Origin of the sequence: Jiangella alba (genome assembly GCF_900106035.1) — a bacterium.
Classification (GTDB): domain Bacteria; phylum Actinomycetota; class Actinomycetes; order Jiangellales; family Jiangellaceae; genus Jiangella; species Jiangella alba.
The window spans coordinates 1,540,762-1,557,289 of sequence record NZ_FNUC01000003.1; the positions used below are offsets into that span (position 1 = coordinate 1,540,762).

The window sequence follows — 16,528 nt, forward strand, 5'->3', positions numbered from 1 at the left end:
TGCCGCCATACGCCGTAGGGTTGGGTGGAAACACTGTGTGTGGCAGTGCTCACCAGCTCGAGAAAGGGATACCTGGCCTCATGGGGATCCTCCAGCGAATGTCCATGATCTTCCGGGCGAAAGCCGAGAAGGCGCTCGACCGCGCCGAGGACCCCCGGGAGACGCTCGATTACTCGTACAAGAAGCAGCTCGAACTGCTTCAGAAGGTGCGCCGCGGCGTCGCCGACGTCGCCACCAGCCGCAAGCGCATCGAGGTCCAGATGACGCAGCTGCAGGGGCAGTCGAGCAAGCTGCAGGAGCAGGCGCAGAAGGCGCTGTCGCTCGGCCGCGAGGACCTCGCCCGCGAGGCGCTGACCCGCCGGTCCGGTCTGCAGAACCAGATCAACGACCTCGAGGCGCAGCACCAGTCGCTGCAGGGCGAGGAAGAGAAGCTGACGCTCGCCGCGCAGCGGCTTCAGGCGAAGGTCGAGTCCTTCCGCACGAAGAAGGAGACCATCAAGGCCAGCTACACCGCGGCCGAGGCACAGACGCGCATCGGCGAGGCCTTCAGCGGCATCTCCGAGGAGATGAGCGACGTCGGCCTGGCCGTGCAGCGTGCCGAGGACAAGACGGCGAACATGCAGGCGCGGGCCGGCGCCATCGACGAGCTGCTGGCGTCGGGTGCGCTCGACGACCCCACCGGCACGTCGAAGGACGACATCTCGCTCGAGCTCGACCGGCTGGCCTCCACCAGCGACGTCGAGCTGGAGCTGTCGCGGATGAAGCAGGAGCTCACCGGTGGCGCCGAGCCGCCGAAGCAGCTCGAGGGCAACGGCGCGGCTCCGGCCGCCGACGCCGCCGAGCCGCAGCGGCAGCGCGAGGAGGGCCAGCTGTGATCATCCGCATCATGGGTGAGGGCCAGTTCGAGGTCGACGAGACCCACCTCGACGAGCTCAACCGGCTCGACGACGCGCTGGGCGAGTCCATCGACGGCGGCGACGACGACGCGTTCCGCGCGGCGTTGAAGGCGCTGCTCGACGAGGTCCGCCGGGCGGGCACCGCGGTCGCCGACGACGCCCTGGTCGACAGCGACCTCGTGCTCCCGTACGACGAGGCGCACATCGACGAGGTGCGCGAGCTGCTCACCGACGAGGGCCTGGTCCCGTCGGAGCCGCCGGCCAAGTGACCCCGGTGCCGCCGGGTGGGTCCGCGTCGGGCCCGCCCCGGCGGCCACGGGAACGAACGGCCGTCCGTGCGGCGTTGTACTGGGTGAATGCGGTATCGCCGCCGCAGGTAGGAAAGGAAACAAGCGTTGGCCCGCTCGAGGTTCGCCCCGGACCGCGGTCTGTCGGCCCGGATGGGCCTGACGATGGTGGTCCTGGCTCTGCTCTACGTGGTGCTCATCGGCGCCATCTCCTATGGCACCAGCAGCATCTGGCTGGGTGTCATCATCGGCCTCGGTGTGTTCTGGGGCCAGTGGTACTTCTCCGACAAGCTGGCGCTGGCCGGCATGGGCGCGCGTGAGGTCACGCCGCAGGAGGCGCCCGAGCTGCACGCCATGATCGACCGGCTGTGCGCGTTGGCCGACATGCCCAAGCCGAAGGTCGCCATCGCCGACACCGACATCCCCAACGCGTTCGCCGCGGGCCGTAGCCCCGAGCGTGCCGTCGTCGCCGTCACCACCGGGCTGCAGCGCCGCCTCGACGAGCGCGAGCTCGAGGCGGTCCTCTCGCACGAGCTGTCGCACGTGGCCCACCGCGACGTCCTGGTCATGACCATCGCGTCGGTGGTGGGCGTGCTGGCCGGGTTCATGACGCGCATGCTGCTGTGGTCCGGGCTGAGCCGGAACAATAACAACAACAACGCCGCCATCATGGTGCTCGTCGTCACGGTCGTCGCGGCCGTGGTCTACGGCGTCAGCTTCCTGCTCACCCGGCTGCTCTCGCGCTACCGCGAGCTGGCCGCCGACCGCGCCGGCGCCATCCTCACCGGCCAGCCGTCGGCGCTGGCCAGCGCGCTGACCAAGATCTCCGGCGACATGGCCCGCATCCCGAAGAAGGACCTCCGCGCGGCCGAGCCGTACAACGCGTTCTTCTTCGTCCCGGCGCTGACCGGCAAGCTCGACATCGCCTCGCTCTTCGCCTCGCACCCGCCGCTGGACAAGCGGCTCGATCAGCTCAGCCGCATCTCCGTCGAGCTGGGCCGGGAGTAATCCGTGGGTCTTCTGGACGCCATTTTCGGTCGGACCAAGCAGGTGCAGCCGAACCTCGACGCCCTGTTCGCGCTGCCCACGGCGGCGCTGACGCTGGAGGCGACGGCGCAGCTGCCGCCCACCGGCGTCGGCGCGGTGTGCTTCCGGCAGGTCGAGGGCGGCCCGTTCGCCCGGCTGAAGGCCGAGGTCACCACCCTGCTCGGCGGCGCCGAGCCGGAAGAGGTGCACGACGACTACGGCTACACCTGGCTGGTGGTCAAGCGCCAGCCGTCGCAGATGTCCGAGCTGTGCACCGACCTCCACGCGGTGAACTCCACCCTCGAGGAGGCCGGCTTCGGCCCGTCGCTGCTGTGCACCACCATCGGCCTGCGCGCCGACGACGGCCGCCGGTGCGCGCTGGTCTACCTCTACAAGCGCGGCACGTTCTACCCGTTCGCGCCGGTCGACGTGCAGCGGCAGGACCGCGACAACGCGCTCGAGCTGCAGGTGCGTGCCCTCGTCGGCGGCGACCTCCCGATCGAGCCCGACGTCAGCCGCTGGTTCCCGGTCTGGGGCGCCCCCGGCGTCTGAGGCTGCCGGCTCAGTGGTGCTGCCCGCGGCGGCCGAGGGTCTGCTCGGGCGTCGCGCCGGGCCGGGTCCACTGCGGCACGGGCCGGCTGTCCGGGCCCCAGCCCGCGGCGCCGTCGGCGTCCGAGCGCCAGTACCAGCACGCGTGATGCCCCTCGGGCCGTCCGGCGGGGTGCTCCTCCCACGCCTCGCCGCGGCCGTAGGGCGTGAGGTCGAGCAGGCCGAACGTCCCGTTCGCCGTCTCGGTGCCGCGACCGGTGGTGGAGTAGGTGAGGAACGTGCGGTCGCCGTCGCGCAGGAAGCACGTGAAGTACCCCATCGGGCCGCCGATCGGCTCGGCGACGTCGCGCACCGAGTACCACGGCTGGGTGTAGCCCATGAACTCGACGAACGCGGCCACCTCGTTCCACCGGCCCGTGGTCACGATGGCGAGCGAGACGCCGCGGGCGTTGAGGTAGACCGCGTCCCTCAGGTTCCAGGCCGCGTAGGTGCAGCCTTCGCACTGCCCCTGGTGCGGCGCGCCGTCCCACCACATGTGCTTGTAGACCACGAGCTCGTCGCGGCCTTGGAACAGGTCCAGGAACGGCACCGGGCCATGGGGGCCGACGACCTCGGTCCGGCCGTCGAACTCCACCATCGGCAGCCGGCGGCGGGCCGCGGCGATGGCGTCGCCCTCGCGGGTGTGCGCCTTCTCCCGCACCAGCAGCTCGTCGCGGGCGGCCTGCCAGGTGGCGAGGTCGACGACGGGCGGGTGGCCGGGTCGTGCGGTGGCCGGCGTGGTCATGGTGTCCTCCGTGGGTCGCGGGCGGTCACCGGTACCGACCCACGACCCGGCCGGAACTCATCGCGGCCGGCCGGCCACGGCTAATCCTTGACGGCGCCGCTGCCGGGGAGGGCGAGCATGCGGTCCAGCGCCACCCGCGCCCAGTGGGCGGTGTCGCCGTCGACCTCGATGCGGTTGACGACGCGGCCCTCGACCAGGCTCTCGAGTGCCCACACCAGGTGCGGGAGGTCGATGCGGTTCATGGTGGCGCAGAAGCAGACCGTCTTCTCCAGGAACACCACCGTCTTGTCGGGGTGCTCGTCGGCCAGCCGCTTGACGAGGTTCAGCTCGGTGCCGACGGCCCACGCCGAACCGGCCGGCGCGGCCGCGATGGTCTTGATGATGTACTCCGTCGACCCGACGTGGTCGGCGCCGACGACGACCTCGTGCTGGCACTCGGGGTGCACCAGCACGTTGACGCCGGGGATGCGGGCGCGGACGTCGGCCACCGACTCGGCGGTGAAGCGGCCGTGCACCGAGCAGTGCCCCTTCCAGAGCAGCATCTTCGCCGCGCGCAGTTCCTCGTCGGTGACGCCGAAGCCGGGCTTGTGCGGGTCGACGACCACGCAGTCGTCCAGCGACAGGCCCAGCTGCAGGACGGCGGTGTTGCGGCCCAGGTGCTGGTCGGGCAGGAAGAGCACCTTCTGGCCCTGCTCGAACGCCCACTCCAGGGCCTGCCTGGCGTTGCTGGACGTGCAGACGGCGCCGCCGTTGCGGCCGCAGAACGACTTGATGTCGGCCGACGAGTTCATGTACGTGACCGGGACGGTGACGTCGGCCACGCCGGCCTCGGCCAGCCGCGCCCACGCGTCCTCGACCTGCAGGATGCGGGCCATGTCGGCCATGGAGCAGCCCGCCGCGAGGTCGGGCAGGACGACCTGCTGGCCGGCGCCGGTCAGGATGTCGGCCGACTCGGCCATGAAGTGCACGCCGCAGAAGACGATGAACTCGGCCTCGGGGCGGGCGGCGGCGTCGCGGGCCAGCTTGAAGGAGTCGCCGGTGACGTCGGCGAACTGGATGACCTCGTCGCGCTGGTAGTGGTGCCCGAGCACGAAGACGCGGTCGCCCAGCGTGGCCTTCGCGGCCCGGGCTCGCTCGACGAGGCCGGGGTCGCTGGCGGCGGGGAGGTCGCCGGGACACTCCACGCCGCGTTCGCTCTGTGGGTCGGCGCCGCGCCCCAGCAGGAGCAGCGGTACGGGTGTCGACGGAGTCTGAGTGACGGTCACGGCTGGTCAGCCCCTTCTCCAGCGGTCCTCACGGACGCGTCGTCTCGGCGCTGATGACAACGCGCGCCGCACCGACAATCGTCCCACGCCGTCAGCCGAACGCGGTGGACGGGACGTACGGAGCGGGCGGTCGCAGGTGCCGCAGCGCCAGGTAGGCGTCGTGGTCGAGGCGCAGACCAGCGGCGAATCCGACGTCGACGGCCCACTCCTGGTCGGATGTGAGATTCCGCACGTCGACGGGGGAGCCCGGCGTCGTCGCGGCCAGCGCCGCCCACAGCAGCCGCTGCGCCACCGCGCGGTTCGTCGCCGCCAGCCGCTCGACGCCCCAGTCGGCGAGGAACACGTAACCGCTGCCGGTCAGCAGGTCGCACACCAGCAACCGGCTGCTGGCCAGCACGAACGCGTGGTCCGGACGGTGGGTGGCGCCGCGCACCCGGCGGTCGACGGACTCGACGAGGTCGAGATCGGCCGCGGTGCCGCCGCGGACGCCGTCGACGGCGGGCAGCGCGGACCGGTCGACGACGCCGGAGAGGCGCATGGTCGGGTGCAGCGTGAACCCGGCCCGGCGGTAGCGCCGCAGCGCCTGCGGGTCGGGGCGCGACGTCAGCAGGCCGCGCAGGCACCCGGCGCCGTAGCCGACGGCGGCGTCGAGCAGGGCGGCGCCGATGCCGCGGCGCTGGTGATCGGGGTGGACGGCGTACTCGGACAGCACCCAGAGCAGGTCGCGGCGCAGCGCGACGGCCACGCCCACGACCGCGCCGTCCCCGTCGGCCACCCAGCAGCCGCCCGGGTCGGTCGTCAGCAGGTGTCCGGTGCGGCCGGACCAGCGCCGCCGCGCCGCCTCGGTCCGCTCGACGCCGTATGCGAGCGCCGTCAGCCGTTCCGCCGCGTCGACGTCGTCGGGGCGCATCGGCCGGATCCGCATGACCCCAGACCACCAGGTCCGGCGCCGCCGCGCCAGCGCTCAGCCGGTGCCCATCTCCTCGCGGTCGAAGATGATCTCGCCGCGGACGTACGTGGTGCGGACCCGCAGGTCGGCGTCCAGAACGACGATGTCGGCCACGCGGCCGGGGGTCAGGCGGCCGCGGTCGGCCAGCCCGAGCGAGTCCGCGGGGACGGCCGACGCCATCCGCAGGGCGTCGGAGAGGGAGATGCCGCCGTCGCGGACGACGGTGCGCACGGCGTCGCTGAGCCGGGTGACGCCGCCCGCGACCGCGCCCTCCGCGGTCCGCACCGCGGTCTCGGCCACCTCGACCTCGGTGCGGTCCCAGCGCCGCTGCCGTCCCAGCGGCAGGCCGGCCACCTCGCATCCGTCGCTGACCAGCATGAGCCGCTCCCAACCGGCGACGTCGAGGGCGAACCGGAGCATCTCCGGCGCGACGTGGACGCCGTCGCCGATCAGCTCGCACCGCACCCGCGGGTCGGTGAGCAGCGCCGGAACCGGGCCGGGCGCGCGGTGGTGGATCGGCGGCAGCGCGTTGTACAGGTGCGCGGCGCGGTCCAGCCCGCGCCCGATGGCGGCCTTGGCCTGCTGGAACGAGGCGGCGGAGTGGCCCAGCGACGGGTGCACGCCGGCGTCGGCCAGCCGGGCGACGGTGTCCATGCCGTCGGGCAGTTCGGGCGCCAGCGTCACCACCTGGACGGCGCCGTCGCCGGCCTCCAGCAGCGCGTCGACCGCCTCCGGCGACGGCAGCCGCAGGTGCTCGCGCTGGTGCGCGCCGCGGTGGGCGTCGGAGAGGAACGGTCCCTCGACGTGGATGCCGAGCAGTTCGATGCCCAGCCCGCCGGCCAGCCGGCCGCGCAGGGCCGCCAGCCCGGCCAGCGTCTGGTGCAGCTGGGTGGTCTCGACACTGGTCGTGGTGGCCAGACAGGCGGTGACGCCGCCGGCGGCCAGCCAGCGTGAGATGCGGGTTCCGGACGCGGCGTCGGCGGTCATGAAGCTCTCGCCCAGGCCGCCATGGACGTGGGTGTCGACGAAGCCCGGCGCGATGACGTGCCCGGTGACGTCGTGGACGATGTCGACCCGGACCGCGTCGGTGGGCTCGGTGCCGGCGGGGACCTCGCCGGCGGCGATGGTCTGGACGACGCCGTTGCCGAACACCACGGTGCCCGGCGCCAGCCGGCCGTCGGCCCACAGGAGCGTGCCGCCGGTCAGCGCGGTGCGCACCGGCTTCTTCCGCCGAGGCGCGGGCTGCTCGCGTTCGGGGAGGTCGCCCGGCCAGGACTCGCCTCCGGCCGGGGCCGTCACGGCGCACCTCCGCGCCGCCCGGCGACGACCACGTTCTCTGCCCCAGACTTCACCAGCGCGACCCCGCTTCCCATAGCCGCTGGTCACGTCATTCGCCCGGACGATACCCGACATAGTCGCCCGCCTAACCAGCGGGACCCGGTGGATCCGGTCCGGCGGGCCGGAAGCCCGATACGGCATGCTTCTGGGTCATGCGGATCCTGGTTGCACCGGACAAGTTCGCTGGCACACTCACCGCCGTCGAGGCGGCCGACGCCATCGCCGAGGGCTGGCGGCGCTGCGCGCCCGGCGACGACGTCGTCACGGTCCCGATGGCCGACGGCGGGCCCGGCTTCGTCGACGTCCTGCATTCCAGCCTGGGCGGCGAGCTGCTCGCCGCCACCGTCAGCGGGCCGCTCGGCGAGCCCGTCCCGGCGACGTTCCTGCTGGCCGGCGACGCCGCGTACATCGAGTCGGCGCAGGCCTGCGGGCTGGCGCTGCTGCCGCTGTCCGACGACGGTCGCACGCCGGTCCCGGGCGTCGCGGCGCGGGCGTCCACGTACGGCGTCGGCGAGCTGATCGCGCACGCCGTCGACGCAGGGGCCCGGCGGGTCGTGGTGGGGCTGGGCGGGTCGGGGACGAACGACGGCGGCGCGGGCCTGCTCGCGGCGCTGGGCGCGGTGGCGACGCCGTCCGAGGCGCTGCGGGGCGGGCCGGAGTCCCTGGCCGGGCTGTCGGCGCTGGACCTCGCGCCGGCGAAGGCCCGGCTGGACGGCGTCGAGCTGGTCGCCGCGTCCGACGTCGACAACCCGCTGCTGGGGCTGCGCGGCGCCACCAACGTGTTCGGGCCGCAGAAGGGCCTCGTCTCCGACTCCGACCGTCTGGCCGCCGACGGCGCGCTGACGACGTTCGCCGACCTCGCCGACCGGCGCGTCGCCGACCACCGGGGCGCGGGCGCGGCGGGCGGGCTGGGCTACGGGCTGCTGCTGCTCGGCGGCGTCCGCGAGCCCGGCTTCGACACCGTCGCGCACGCCGTCGGGCTGCCCGAGCTGGTCGCCGGCGTCGACCTCGTCATCACGGGGGAGGGGAAGCTGGACTGGCAGTCGATGAGCGGCAAGGTCGTGTCCGGGCTGGCCGCGCTGGCCGGGCCGGCGCTGCGCCCGTGCCTCGCGTTCGCCGGCGCCGTGCAGGTCGGCAACCGCGAGCTGCGCGCCAACGGTATCGAGGCCGCGTACGCGATGGTCGACATCGTCGGCGCCGACGCCTCGTTCGGCCGGCCGCGGGAGAGCCTGGCCGCCGTCGCCGAGCGGGTCGCGAGGACCTGGAGCCGGTGAAGGAATGTCCTTCGGCCGGGTCGCGTTGTAGCGTGGAGACGTAGTCGACCACCGAGCGGGAGAACGAGATGACGGTTCAGGATCAGGTCACCGACGGTGTCGTGCTGACGGACGGCGCGGCGTCCAAGGTGAAGGCGCTGCTCGACCAGGAGGGCCGCGACGACCTGGCGCTGCGCATCGCCGTTCAGCCCGGTGGCTGTTCGGGCCTGCGCTACCAGCTGTTCTTCGACGAGCGGTCGCTCGACGGCGACGTCGTCAAGGACTTCAGCGGCGTCAACGTCGTGGTCGACCGCATGAGCGCCCCGTACCTCGGTGGCGCCACCATCGACTTCGTCGACAGCATCGAGAAGCAGGGGTTCACCATCGACAACCCCAACGCCGGCGGGTCCTGCGCCTGCGGCGACTCCTTCCACTGACCACCGCCTGAGCCCCCGCCGTCGCTCGACGGCGGGGGCTTTCGCGCGTCTCAGCGCAGGCGGCGGACGGTGTAGGCGGTGCCGTCGGCGCCCACGTACTCGTGCGAGCGCATGCGGCACCACGCCGGCACGTCCGAGGCCGCCGCGGGGTCGTCGGCCAGCACCGTCACCGTCCGTCCCACCTCCACGTCGCCGATGTGCCGGGCCAGCTCGATGATCGGCAGCGGGCAGCGCATGCCCAGGCAGTCGAGCACCAGTGTCGCGTCCGTCACAGTGCCTCCAGTCCGGACCGCAGCCGGGTGACGACGTCCGCCACCGCCGCGAGGAAGCGGTCGACGTCGGCGCGGGTGGCATCGCGGGTCAGCGAGACCCGCACGTTGCCGTGCGTCAGCGCGCCCATCGCCGCCAGCACGTGGCTCGGCCGCAGCGTGCTGGACGTGCACGACGACCCGCTGGAGATCGCGAACCCGGCCCGGTCCAGCTCGCTGACCAGCGCTTCGCCGTCGAGGTAGAGGCACGAGAAGGTCACCAGGTGCGGGAGCCGCAGCGTCGGATGGCCGACCACCTCGACGTCGGCCAGCAGCCGCGGGACCTGGGCGCGGACATGGTCGACCAGCTCGCGCTGGCGGGCCGCGACGGCCTCGGCCTCGTCGTGGACCGCGCGCAACGCCGCGGCCGCCGCCAGCGCGGCGGGCACATTCTCGAACCCCGGCGCCCGGCCGCCGCCGCGCTCGTCGTCGGGCAGCGGCGAGCGCCAGCGCACGTTCCGGCGCACCGCGAGGACGCCGACGCCGGCCGGCCCGCCCCACTTGTGCGCGCTGGCCGTCAGCACCGACCAGCGCCGCGGGAGCGCGACCCGGCCGACCGCCTGCGCGGCGTCGACCAGCAGCGGGACGCCCCGCTCGGCGCAGTGCCCGCCCACCTCGTCGACCGGCTGGACGGTGCCGACCTCGTGGTTGGCCGCCTGCAGGCAGGCCAGCGCGGTGTCGTCGCTGACGGCGCCGGCGAACGCGGCGGCGTCGACCAGGCCGTCGTGGTCGACGCCCACCTCCGTCGTCGTGGTGCCCTCGTGCCTGGCCAGGTGGGCGGCCGACTGCAGCACCGCGGAGTGCTCGACGGCGGACACCGCGACCACCCGCGGGCCGTCACCCTGACGCCGTCGGGCCAGCGTCGTGCCCAGCACGCCCAGCTGCACCGCCTGCGTCCCGCTGGCCGTGAACGTCACCTCGTCCGGCCGGGCGCCGACCACCGCGGCGACGATCTCGCGGGCGTTGTCCAGCAGCAGCCGGGAGCGACGCGCCGCACCGTACAGGCGGGCCGGATCGGCCCAGCCCTCGTCGGCGGCGGTCAGCAGGACCTCGCGGGCCGCGGGATGCAGCGGCTCCGTCGAGGCCGCGTCGAAGTACCCCGCCGGAGCGGCCCCGGAGCGCTCCGACACGCCGCGCGTGCTCATCGTGTACCTCCTGGAAAGACGGCGAAGGGCTACCGCTAGGGTTGGGCGCGACAGGTGAAGTTTGCTCTCGCCACGGTGCCGGTTGCCAATCCGCCCGCCCTGGTGAGCGGGTCGAAAGAGAAGGGCGCCTCGTGAGTCAGTCTGGCAGGGTCCGACCGGCGCGTCGCCGGGCTGTGACCGCCGCCGTTCTCCTCCTCGGCACGATCCTCGTGCTGGGTGGTTGCTCGGCACAGCAGCGCGACGAATGGTCGCGGCTGGCGCTCCCCGAGGGCGCCACCAAAGAGACGCCGCTGATCGGCAACCTGTGGATCGGCGCCTGGATCGCCGCGTTCGCGGTCGGCGCCCTGGTCTGGGGCCTGATCATCTGGGCGGTCATCGCCTACCGCCGCCGCGGCGACGAACTGCCGAAGCAGACACGGTTCAACATCCCGATCGAGTTCCTCTACACGGTCGCGCCGCTGTTCGTGCTGGTCCCGCTCTTCTACTACACGGCCGACCACCAGGAACAGCTCACCGACACGTCGCAGGAGCCCGACCTCGTGGTCAACGTCATCGGCCAGCAGTGGTCGTGGACGTTCAACTACATGGACGAAGACGTCCACGACGTCGGCACCATCAACGACCGGCCCACGCTGTACCTGCCGGTCAACCAGACCGTCCGTTTCGACCTCGAGTCGCCCGACGTCATCCACTCGTTCTGGGTCCCGGCGTTCTACATGAAGATGGACGTCATCCCGGGCCACCCGAACGCCTTCCAGGTGACACCCGACCGCGAGGGCTCCTACGCGGGCCGCTGCGCCGAGCTCTGCGGCGCTTACCACCAGTCCATGCTGTTCAACGTCGAGGTCGTCTCCGAGCAGGAGTACCAGGACCACATCGAGCAGCTGCGCGAGACCGGCCAGGAGGGCATCATCGAGCCGCCCATCCGCGGCGCCTTCGACGACAAGGTGCTGGACGACAAGAACACCGGCCCCACGGGTGGTGACCACGAGTGACGACGTATCTCGAGCGCACCGCGGCCGCGGGCGCCGTCGCCCGGCCGAAGCGCAAGGGCAACGTGGTGGTGCGGTGGATCACGTCCACCGACCACAAGATCATCGGGTACATGTACCTGATCGCGTCGTTCGGGTTCTTCCTGTTCGGCGGCGTGCTGGCGCTGCTCATCCGGGCCGAGCTCTACTCGCCCGGTCGCCAGGTGGTCAGCGACGAGCTGTACAACCAGCTGTTCACCATGCACGGCACGATCATGCTGCTGCTGTTCGCGACACCGCTGTTCATCGGCTTCGGCAACATCATCGTGCCGTTGCAGATCGGCGCGCCCGACGTCGCGTTCCCGCGGCTGAACATGTTCAGCTTCTACCTGTTCGTGTTCGGCGGGCTGATCGTCTGCGCCGGCTTCATCACCCCGGGCGGTGCGGCCGACTTCGGCTGGTTCGCGTACGCGCCATTGCACAACACCGTCTACAGTCCGAACGTCGGTGGTGACCTCTGGGTCGCCGGCCTGGCGATGAGCGGTTTCGGCACCATCTTCGGCGCCGTCAACTTCATCACCACCATCGTGTGCATGCGCGCGCCGGGCATGACGATGTTCCGGATGCCGATCTTCACCTGGAACATCCTCATCACCAGCATCCTGGTGCTGATCGCGTTCCCGCTGCTCGCGGCCGCGCTGTTCGCGATGTTCGCCGACCGTATCCTCGGCACCCACATCTACGATCCCACCGCGGGTGGCGCCGTCCTCTGGCAACACCTGTTCTGGTTCTTCGGCCATCCCGAGGTCTACATCATCGCGTTGCCGTTCTTCGGCATCATCACCGAGGTCATACCGGTCTTCAGCCGAAAACCCTTGTTCGGTTACAAGGGCCTGGTGTTCGCCACCCTGTCCATCGCCGGTCTGTCCATCGCGGTGTGGGCGCACCACATGTACGTCACGGGGGCGGTCAACCTACCCTTCTTCGCGGCGATGACCATGCTCATCGCCATCCCGACCGGGCTGAAGTTCTTCGCCTGGATCGGCACCATGTGGCGCGGGTCCATCACGTTCGAGACACCCATGCTGTTCGCGCTCGGGTTCCTCGTAACGTTCCTGTTCGGTGGCCTGACCGGCGTCATCCTGGCGTCGCCGCCGCTGGACTTCCACGTGTCCGACACCTACTTCGTGGTGGCGCACTTCCACTACGTCGTGTTCGGCACCGTCGTGTTCGCGATGTTCTCCGGGTTCTACTTCTGGTGGCCCAAGTTCACCGGCCGCATGCTGAACGAACGCCTCGGCAAGATCCATTTCTGGCTGCTGTTCATCGGCTTCCACGGCACCTTCATGGTGCAGCACTGGCTCGGCGTCGAGGGCTTCCCGCGTCGCTACTCCGACTACGCGCCCGAGGACGGCTTCACCTTCCTCAACCAGTTCTCGTCGGTGTTCGCGTTCGTCCTGGCCGCGTCGACCCTGCCGTTCCTGTGGAACGTCTGGCAGACCCGCCTCGCGCCGAAGGTCGAGGTCGACGACCCCTGGGGCTTCGGCAACTCGCTGGAATGGGCCACCTCCTGCCCGCCGCCCCGGCACAACTTCACCTCCCTGCCGCGGGTGCGCAGCGAGCGGCCGGCGTTCGACCTCAAGTACCCCGAGGTCGCGGCCATCTCGCAGAAGAAACCGGCACACGCCGGACCACTCACCCAGACACTCGGACCGGCTGACATCGAGGAGGACACCAAGTGAAGATCGAAGGCCTGATCTTCGCCATCGTGACGGTGTTCTTCGCGGTGGTCACCCCGATCTACTGGTTCATGTCCAAGGACCCGACCGGCACCACGGCGCTCGTCCTCACGTTCGGCCTCGGCGCCATGGTGGCGTTCTACTTCCTGCTGCTGTCGCGGCGCATCGCGCCCCGTCCCGAGGACCGCGACGGCGAGGTCGAGGAGCTGGCCGGCGAGTACGGCTTCTACAGCCCGCACTCGTGGTGGCCGCTGGCCGCCGCCGGCGCCGTCTCGATGGTGTTCCTCGGGCTGGTGTTCGCCTGGTTCATCTTCATCATCGGCGTCGCGCTGTCCGCCATGGCCGCCATCGGCTGGGTGTTCGAGTACTACCGGGGCGAATTCGCCCACTGAGGTCCGCTCTTCGGTGCCGCCCGCGAGTCCCCGTGGACTCGCGGGCGGTTCTGTTTCTGCGGCACGTTCCGCTCGCTGCCCCGCCGCCGGCTTCGACGGGAGGCGGCTGGTGGTGTAGACCTGAAGGTGGACGTTCGCCCGCCCGACATCCTCTCGGAGGTGGTCGTGATGCCGACTCGCCCCCTCACCACCCAGCTTCGCCGCGTCGACGACGCCCTCCGCACCCTCGTCGACGAACGCGACCACAGCGACGACCCCGCGGACATCCTGCGCGCAGCCGAGTCCATCGACCACTGGCTCGACGAACGCCTCGCCCTCATGAAGACCCGCGACGGCGAGTCCGGCTTCGCCACCACCGACCACGCCCACTGAGCCGTCGTCGGACCCCTGCCCGGCCCAGGCCCTCGCGCCGGTTCGGCCGCTCCCGCACGGTTCCTGCCCACCGCCCTCGCCGCCCCGCCTGCCGTATCGCCGTCCTCGCGCCCCCGCGCCCCCGCATCGTCGCCGCCCCGCCGCGTTGCTCGCCACACTGCCACCCTCGGCCCTGCACGGTCGCCGCCCCGCCCCGCCGCGTCGCCGGGCCGCTCGCCGCACGGCCACCCCCGCACCGTCGCACCCGCCGGGCCGCTCGCCGCACGGCCACCCTCGCGCCCCCGCACCGTCGCCGCCCCCGCCGCCTCGCGCCTAGATCGTCGGCGCCCCCGCCGCCTCGCGCCTAGATCGTCGCCGCCCGCCCTGCGCATCGCAGCCTCGGGCACGGCCCGCTACCGCCGATCACCGGAGCCGGCCACGTGCGTCCAGCACCCTCCGAGCGCCGCACCTCGGTGACCCGCCCGCCGCTGCGAACACCGCCGCTACCGACCCGCTGCGCAACAGCGGGCCGATCAGCGCCGTCCACCAGTACCCGGCCGTGACCGGTGCAACGGCCGGCGCAGCGTGGTCCGGGCTCCGAGGTCAGCTCAGGCTCAGGGCTCCGGGACCGGCCGCGCGATGTCGTCGCACGTCACGTCGAGCGCCTCTCGGGACCGCGACCCGTCGCCCGCCGCCCGATCCGAAGCCGTCGCCGCGGGCACGACCGCCGGCTCCGGCTCCTTGTCCTTCGACGTCGCCAGCACCGAGCCGATCAGGATCAGCCCGAACCCGACCCCGGTGAACACCGTGATCCGCTCGTCCAGCACCGCGACGCCGAGTAGCAGCGCCACCGCCGGGTTCACGTACGTGATGACCGTCGCCCGGCTTGGCCCGACCTCCGCGACCAGCGCGAAGAACACCAGGAACGCCGCCACCGTGCACACGACGCCGAGGCCGGTGACGCTGAGCCAGACCTCGCCCGACAGCGCCTCGCCCGGCCACTGCGCCAGCCCGAGCGGCAGGTACAGCACCGCCGACGCCGTCAGGGAGGCCGCCATGACGCCGAGGCCGGGCAGCTGCGACAGCCAGCGCGCCAGGATGATCGGCCCGACGGCGTAACAGACCGCGGTCCCCGCGACCGCCAGGACCGGCGCCGGACTGCTCGCCTCGACGTCGAAGCCGACGAGGGCCGCGACGCCGGCGAAGCCCACCAGCAAACCGGCCAGCCGCCGCCGTCCCGGCCGCTCCGTCCCCATCGCCCACACCAGCACGGCGCCGACCAGCGGCACCGCGGCGACCAGCAGACCGGTCAGGGAGCTGGACAGCTCCTGCTCGGCATACCCGAGCAGATACCAAGGGATGCAGATCTCGATCAGCGTGAACGCCAGCAGCATCCGCCAGTGGGGGAGCAGCGGACGCAGGTACCCGCGCCGTGCCGCCAGCGGCAGCAGGAGCGCCGCGCCGATCGCCGTCCGCGCCAGCACGATCGAGGCCGGCGACAGCTCGTCGACGGCGACCTTGATGAGCATGTAGGGGATTCCCCAGATGATCCCCAGCGCGACGAAGAGTATCCACCCTCGACGGGACACACCGGCCTCCTCGACCATCGCGCGCCCCACTGGAACGCGTTGTCCACAGCGACTCCTGGCGGCGGCAGTTGTCCACATTTCAGCGATCGGCGGTTGAGCCGAAGAGCCTCGCAGAGGAGTGTCGCCCCCATGAAGATACGCGAACCCCACAACACCACCGTCACGGCGGGCAACCCCGGTGAGCTCCTGGCCGCGGTCCCGCACCTCATCGGCTTCACGCCGCAGTCCAGCATGGTCGCGGTCCACGTCGACCTCGAACAGCAGCGCACCGGCACGCTGTTGCGCTTCGACCTGCCCACCGGCCACTACGACGACTTCGCGGCCGAGGTGGCCAGGCGCATCGAACACGGGCAGCCCGACGCCGTCCTCCTTGTCTGCTACGGCGACGGCGGACCGCCGGGTGCCCGGGCGGCGCCGCGGCACCCGCCCGACGACGTATACCTGGGCCCGCTGCCGCATCAGGAGGTGGTCGACCGCGTGCTGGCCGTGCTGGCCGGCGGCCCGGTCGCGGTCCTGGGGACGGCGTACGTCGACGGCGGGCGGTGGTGGACGTACGACTGCGACCGTCCGGGCTGCTGCCCAGCCGAGGGCGTGCCGTTGCCCGCTCCCGGCGTCGGTGCGGCGGCCGATCTCGAGGCGTTGATGGCGCTGGCCGGACGGCGCACGCTCGCGTCGCGACGTGAGCTGGAAGACGCCGTGCGCGGCCCGTCCGGTGCGGACGAGCAGGCGATGGTCGAGGTCTTCGAGCGGGTCGACCGCGAGCTGGCGGCGGAGGCGCTGACCGAGGGTGTCGAGGCGGTGCGGGGCCGGACGCTGGTGCTCGCGCGGCTGCTACTGGCGCGGACGGCCGAGGGCGGGCCGGCGCCGACCGATGACGACGTGGCGCGGCTGAGCCTCGGCGCGGCCGACCTCCTCGTGCGCGATCGGTTCCTTGCGTTCGAGGTCGCCGATCCAGTCGCCTGGCTGGGCCTGCTGACCACGCTGGCCCGGCGCGCCCCCGACTCCCGGGCGGCGCCCATCTGCAGCGTCGTGGCGTGGGTGGCCTACCAGCAGGGCGACGGCGCGCTGGCGAACGTGGCGCTCGACCGGGTGCAGTTCATCGATCCCCAGCACACCATGGCCCAGCTGCTGCGCGACTGTCTCGAGGGTCAGGTGAGCCCCGGCCACATCGCCGCCCTGACGCGCGAGGCCGTCGAGGTGGCGGATCGTGCTCGGAGGGAGGTGAGCGGAGCTGGGGCGGCCTAGAGAC

16 protein-coding genes and 1 pseudogene are annotated in these 16,528 nt (G+C 72.2%); 11 read left to right on the plus strand and 6 right to left on the minus strand.

Features of this window, described 5'->3' with window-relative positions; translation table 11 throughout:
* Positions 1-80 precede the first annotated feature (80 nt).
* The 4 genes from BLV02_RS09575 (at position 81) to pspAB (ending at position 2,761) form a co-directional block, all read left to right on the plus strand.
* Positions 81-875: a PspA/IM30 family protein gene (locus BLV02_RS09575; RefSeq protein ID WP_069115250.1), complete on the plus strand. Its 795-nt coding sequence runs from the start codon at positions 81-83 to the stop codon at positions 873-875.
* Positions 872-1,165 (plus strand): PspA-associated protein PspAA, encoded by a 294-nt coding sequence (gene pspAA, locus BLV02_RS09580; RefSeq protein WP_069115251.1) that lies wholly within the window; start codon positions 872-874, stop codon positions 1,163-1,165. The genes BLV02_RS09575 and pspAA overlap by 4 nt, the downstream gene beginning before the upstream one ends.
* Before the next feature lie 126 nt (positions 1,166-1,291).
* Complete coding sequence (htpX, locus tag BLV02_RS09585; RefSeq protein ID WP_069115252.1) at positions 1,292-2,191, plus strand: zinc metalloprotease HtpX; 900 nt, start codon at positions 1,292-1,294, stop codon at positions 2,189-2,191.
* A gap of 3 nt (positions 2,192-2,194) precedes the next feature.
* Positions 2,195-2,761 (plus strand): PspA-associated protein PspAB, encoded by a 567-nt coding sequence (gene pspAB / locus BLV02_RS09590; RefSeq protein ID WP_069115253.1) that lies wholly within the window; start codon positions 2,195-2,197, stop codon positions 2,759-2,761.
* Positions 2,762-2,771: 10 nt separating this feature from the next.
* Here pspAB and BLV02_RS09595 read toward each other — a convergent pair whose 3' ends face one another.
* From BLV02_RS09595 to nagA, 4 genes are all read right to left on the minus strand, one after another.
* A complete protein-coding gene (locus BLV02_RS09595; protein ID WP_069115254.1) occupies positions 2,772-3,542 on the minus strand; it encodes a DUF899 family protein in 771 nt (256 codons plus the stop codon).
* A gap of 80 nt (positions 3,543-3,622) precedes the next feature.
* Positions 3,623-4,807 (minus strand): quinolinate synthase NadA, encoded by a 1,185-nt coding sequence (gene nadA / locus BLV02_RS09600; RefSeq protein ID WP_069115255.1) that lies wholly within the window; start codon positions 4,805-4,807, stop codon positions 3,623-3,625.
* Positions 4,808-4,898: 91 nt separating this feature from the next.
* A complete protein-coding gene (locus BLV02_RS09605) occupies positions 4,899-5,732 on the minus strand; it encodes a GNAT family N-acetyltransferase (protein ID WP_069115256.1) in 834 nt (277 codons plus the stop codon).
* Between the two features lie 39 nt (positions 5,733-5,771).
* Positions 5,772-7,055, minus strand: coding sequence for an N-acetylglucosamine-6-phosphate deacetylase (gene nagA / locus BLV02_RS09610; protein WP_171906916.1), 1,284 nt, complete (start codon positions 7,053-7,055; stop codon positions 5,772-5,774).
* 191 nt (positions 7,056-7,246) lie between these two features.
* Here nagA and BLV02_RS09615 point away from each other — a divergent pair, with 191 nt between their 5' ends.
* On the plus strand, positions 7,247-8,368 hold the full coding sequence (locus BLV02_RS09615; RefSeq protein WP_069115257.1) for a glycerate kinase family protein: 1,122 nt from the start codon (positions 7,247-7,249) through the stop codon (positions 8,366-8,368).
* 68 nt (positions 8,369-8,436) lie between these two features.
* The gene (locus BLV02_RS09620) at positions 8,437-8,784 is read left to right on the plus strand and encodes a HesB/IscA family protein (protein ID WP_069115258.1); all 348 of its coding nucleotides are present in this window, start codon (positions 8,437-8,439) and stop codon (positions 8,782-8,784) included.
* 50 nt (positions 8,785-8,834) lie between these two features.
* Here the strand turns inward: BLV02_RS09620 and BLV02_RS09630 are convergent.
* Positions 8,835-10,237, minus strand: a pseudogene (locus tag BLV02_RS09630) (aminotransferase class V-fold PLP-dependent enzyme).
* 173 nt (positions 10,238-10,410) lie between these two features.
* Between BLV02_RS09630 and ctaC the strand changes: the two are divergent.
* The 4 genes from ctaC (at position 10,411) to BLV02_RS09650 (ending at position 13,711) form a co-directional block, all read left to right on the plus strand.
* Positions 10,411-11,232 (plus strand): aa3-type cytochrome oxidase subunit II, encoded by an 822-nt coding sequence (ctaC, locus tag BLV02_RS09635; RefSeq protein WP_216094626.1) that lies wholly within the window; start codon positions 10,411-10,413, stop codon positions 11,230-11,232.
* Positions 11,229-12,950, plus strand: coding sequence for an aa3-type cytochrome oxidase subunit I (gene ctaD, locus BLV02_RS09640; protein WP_069115261.1), 1,722 nt, complete (start codon positions 11,229-11,231; stop codon positions 12,948-12,950). The genes ctaC and ctaD overlap by 4 nt, the downstream gene beginning before the upstream one ends.
* Positions 12,947-13,339, plus strand: a complete 393-nt coding sequence (locus tag BLV02_RS09645) for a cytochrome c oxidase subunit 4 (protein ID WP_069115262.1) — start codon at positions 12,947-12,949, stop codon at positions 13,337-13,339. Before ctaD ends, BLV02_RS09645 begins: the two co-directional genes overlap by 4 nt.
* A gap of 168 nt (positions 13,340-13,507) precedes the next feature.
* On the plus strand, positions 13,508-13,711 hold the full coding sequence (locus BLV02_RS09650; protein WP_141711893.1) for a hypothetical protein: 204 nt from the start codon (positions 13,508-13,510) through the stop codon (positions 13,709-13,711).
* A 593-nt stretch (positions 13,712-14,304) separates the two neighbouring features.
* Here the strand turns inward: BLV02_RS09650 and BLV02_RS09655 are convergent.
* Positions 14,305-15,279 (minus strand): DMT family transporter, encoded by a 975-nt coding sequence (locus tag BLV02_RS09655; RefSeq protein ID WP_083289296.1) that lies wholly within the window; start codon positions 15,277-15,279, stop codon positions 14,305-14,307.
* 129 nt (positions 15,280-15,408) lie between these two features.
* Between BLV02_RS09655 and BLV02_RS09660 the strand changes: the two genes are divergently transcribed.
* Complete coding sequence (locus BLV02_RS09660; RefSeq protein ID WP_069115265.1) at positions 15,409-16,524, plus strand: DUF4192 domain-containing protein; 1,116 nt, start codon at positions 15,409-15,411, stop codon at positions 16,522-16,524.
* Positions 16,525-16,528: the final 4 nt, after the last annotated feature.

Coding starts and splice junctions, on each gene's coding strand:
- BLV02_RS09575 (WP_069115250.1), top strand. CDS start 81: ATGGGGATCCTCCAGCGAATGTCCATGATCTTCCGGGCGAAAGCCGAG.
- BLV02_RS09595 (WP_069115254.1), bottom strand. CDS start 3,542: ATGACCACGCCGGCCACCGCACGACCCGGCCACCCGCCCGTCGTCGAC.
- BLV02_RS09605 (WP_069115256.1), bottom strand. CDS start 5,732: ATGCGGATCCGGCCGATGCGCCCCGACGACGTCGACGCGGCGGAACGG.
- BLV02_RS09615 (WP_069115257.1), top strand. CDS start 7,247: ATGCGGATCCTGGTTGCACCGGACAAGTTCGCTGGCACACTCACCGCC.
- BLV02_RS09620 (WP_069115258.1), top strand. CDS start 8,437: ATGACGGTTCAGGATCAGGTCACCGACGGTGTCGTGCTGACGGACGGC.
- BLV02_RS09650 (WP_141711893.1), top strand. CDS start 13,508: ATGCCGACTCGCCCCCTCACCACCCAGCTTCGCCGCGTCGACGACGCC.
- BLV02_RS09660 (WP_069115265.1), top strand. CDS start 15,409: ATGAAGATACGCGAACCCCACAACACCACCGTCACGGCGGGCAACCCC.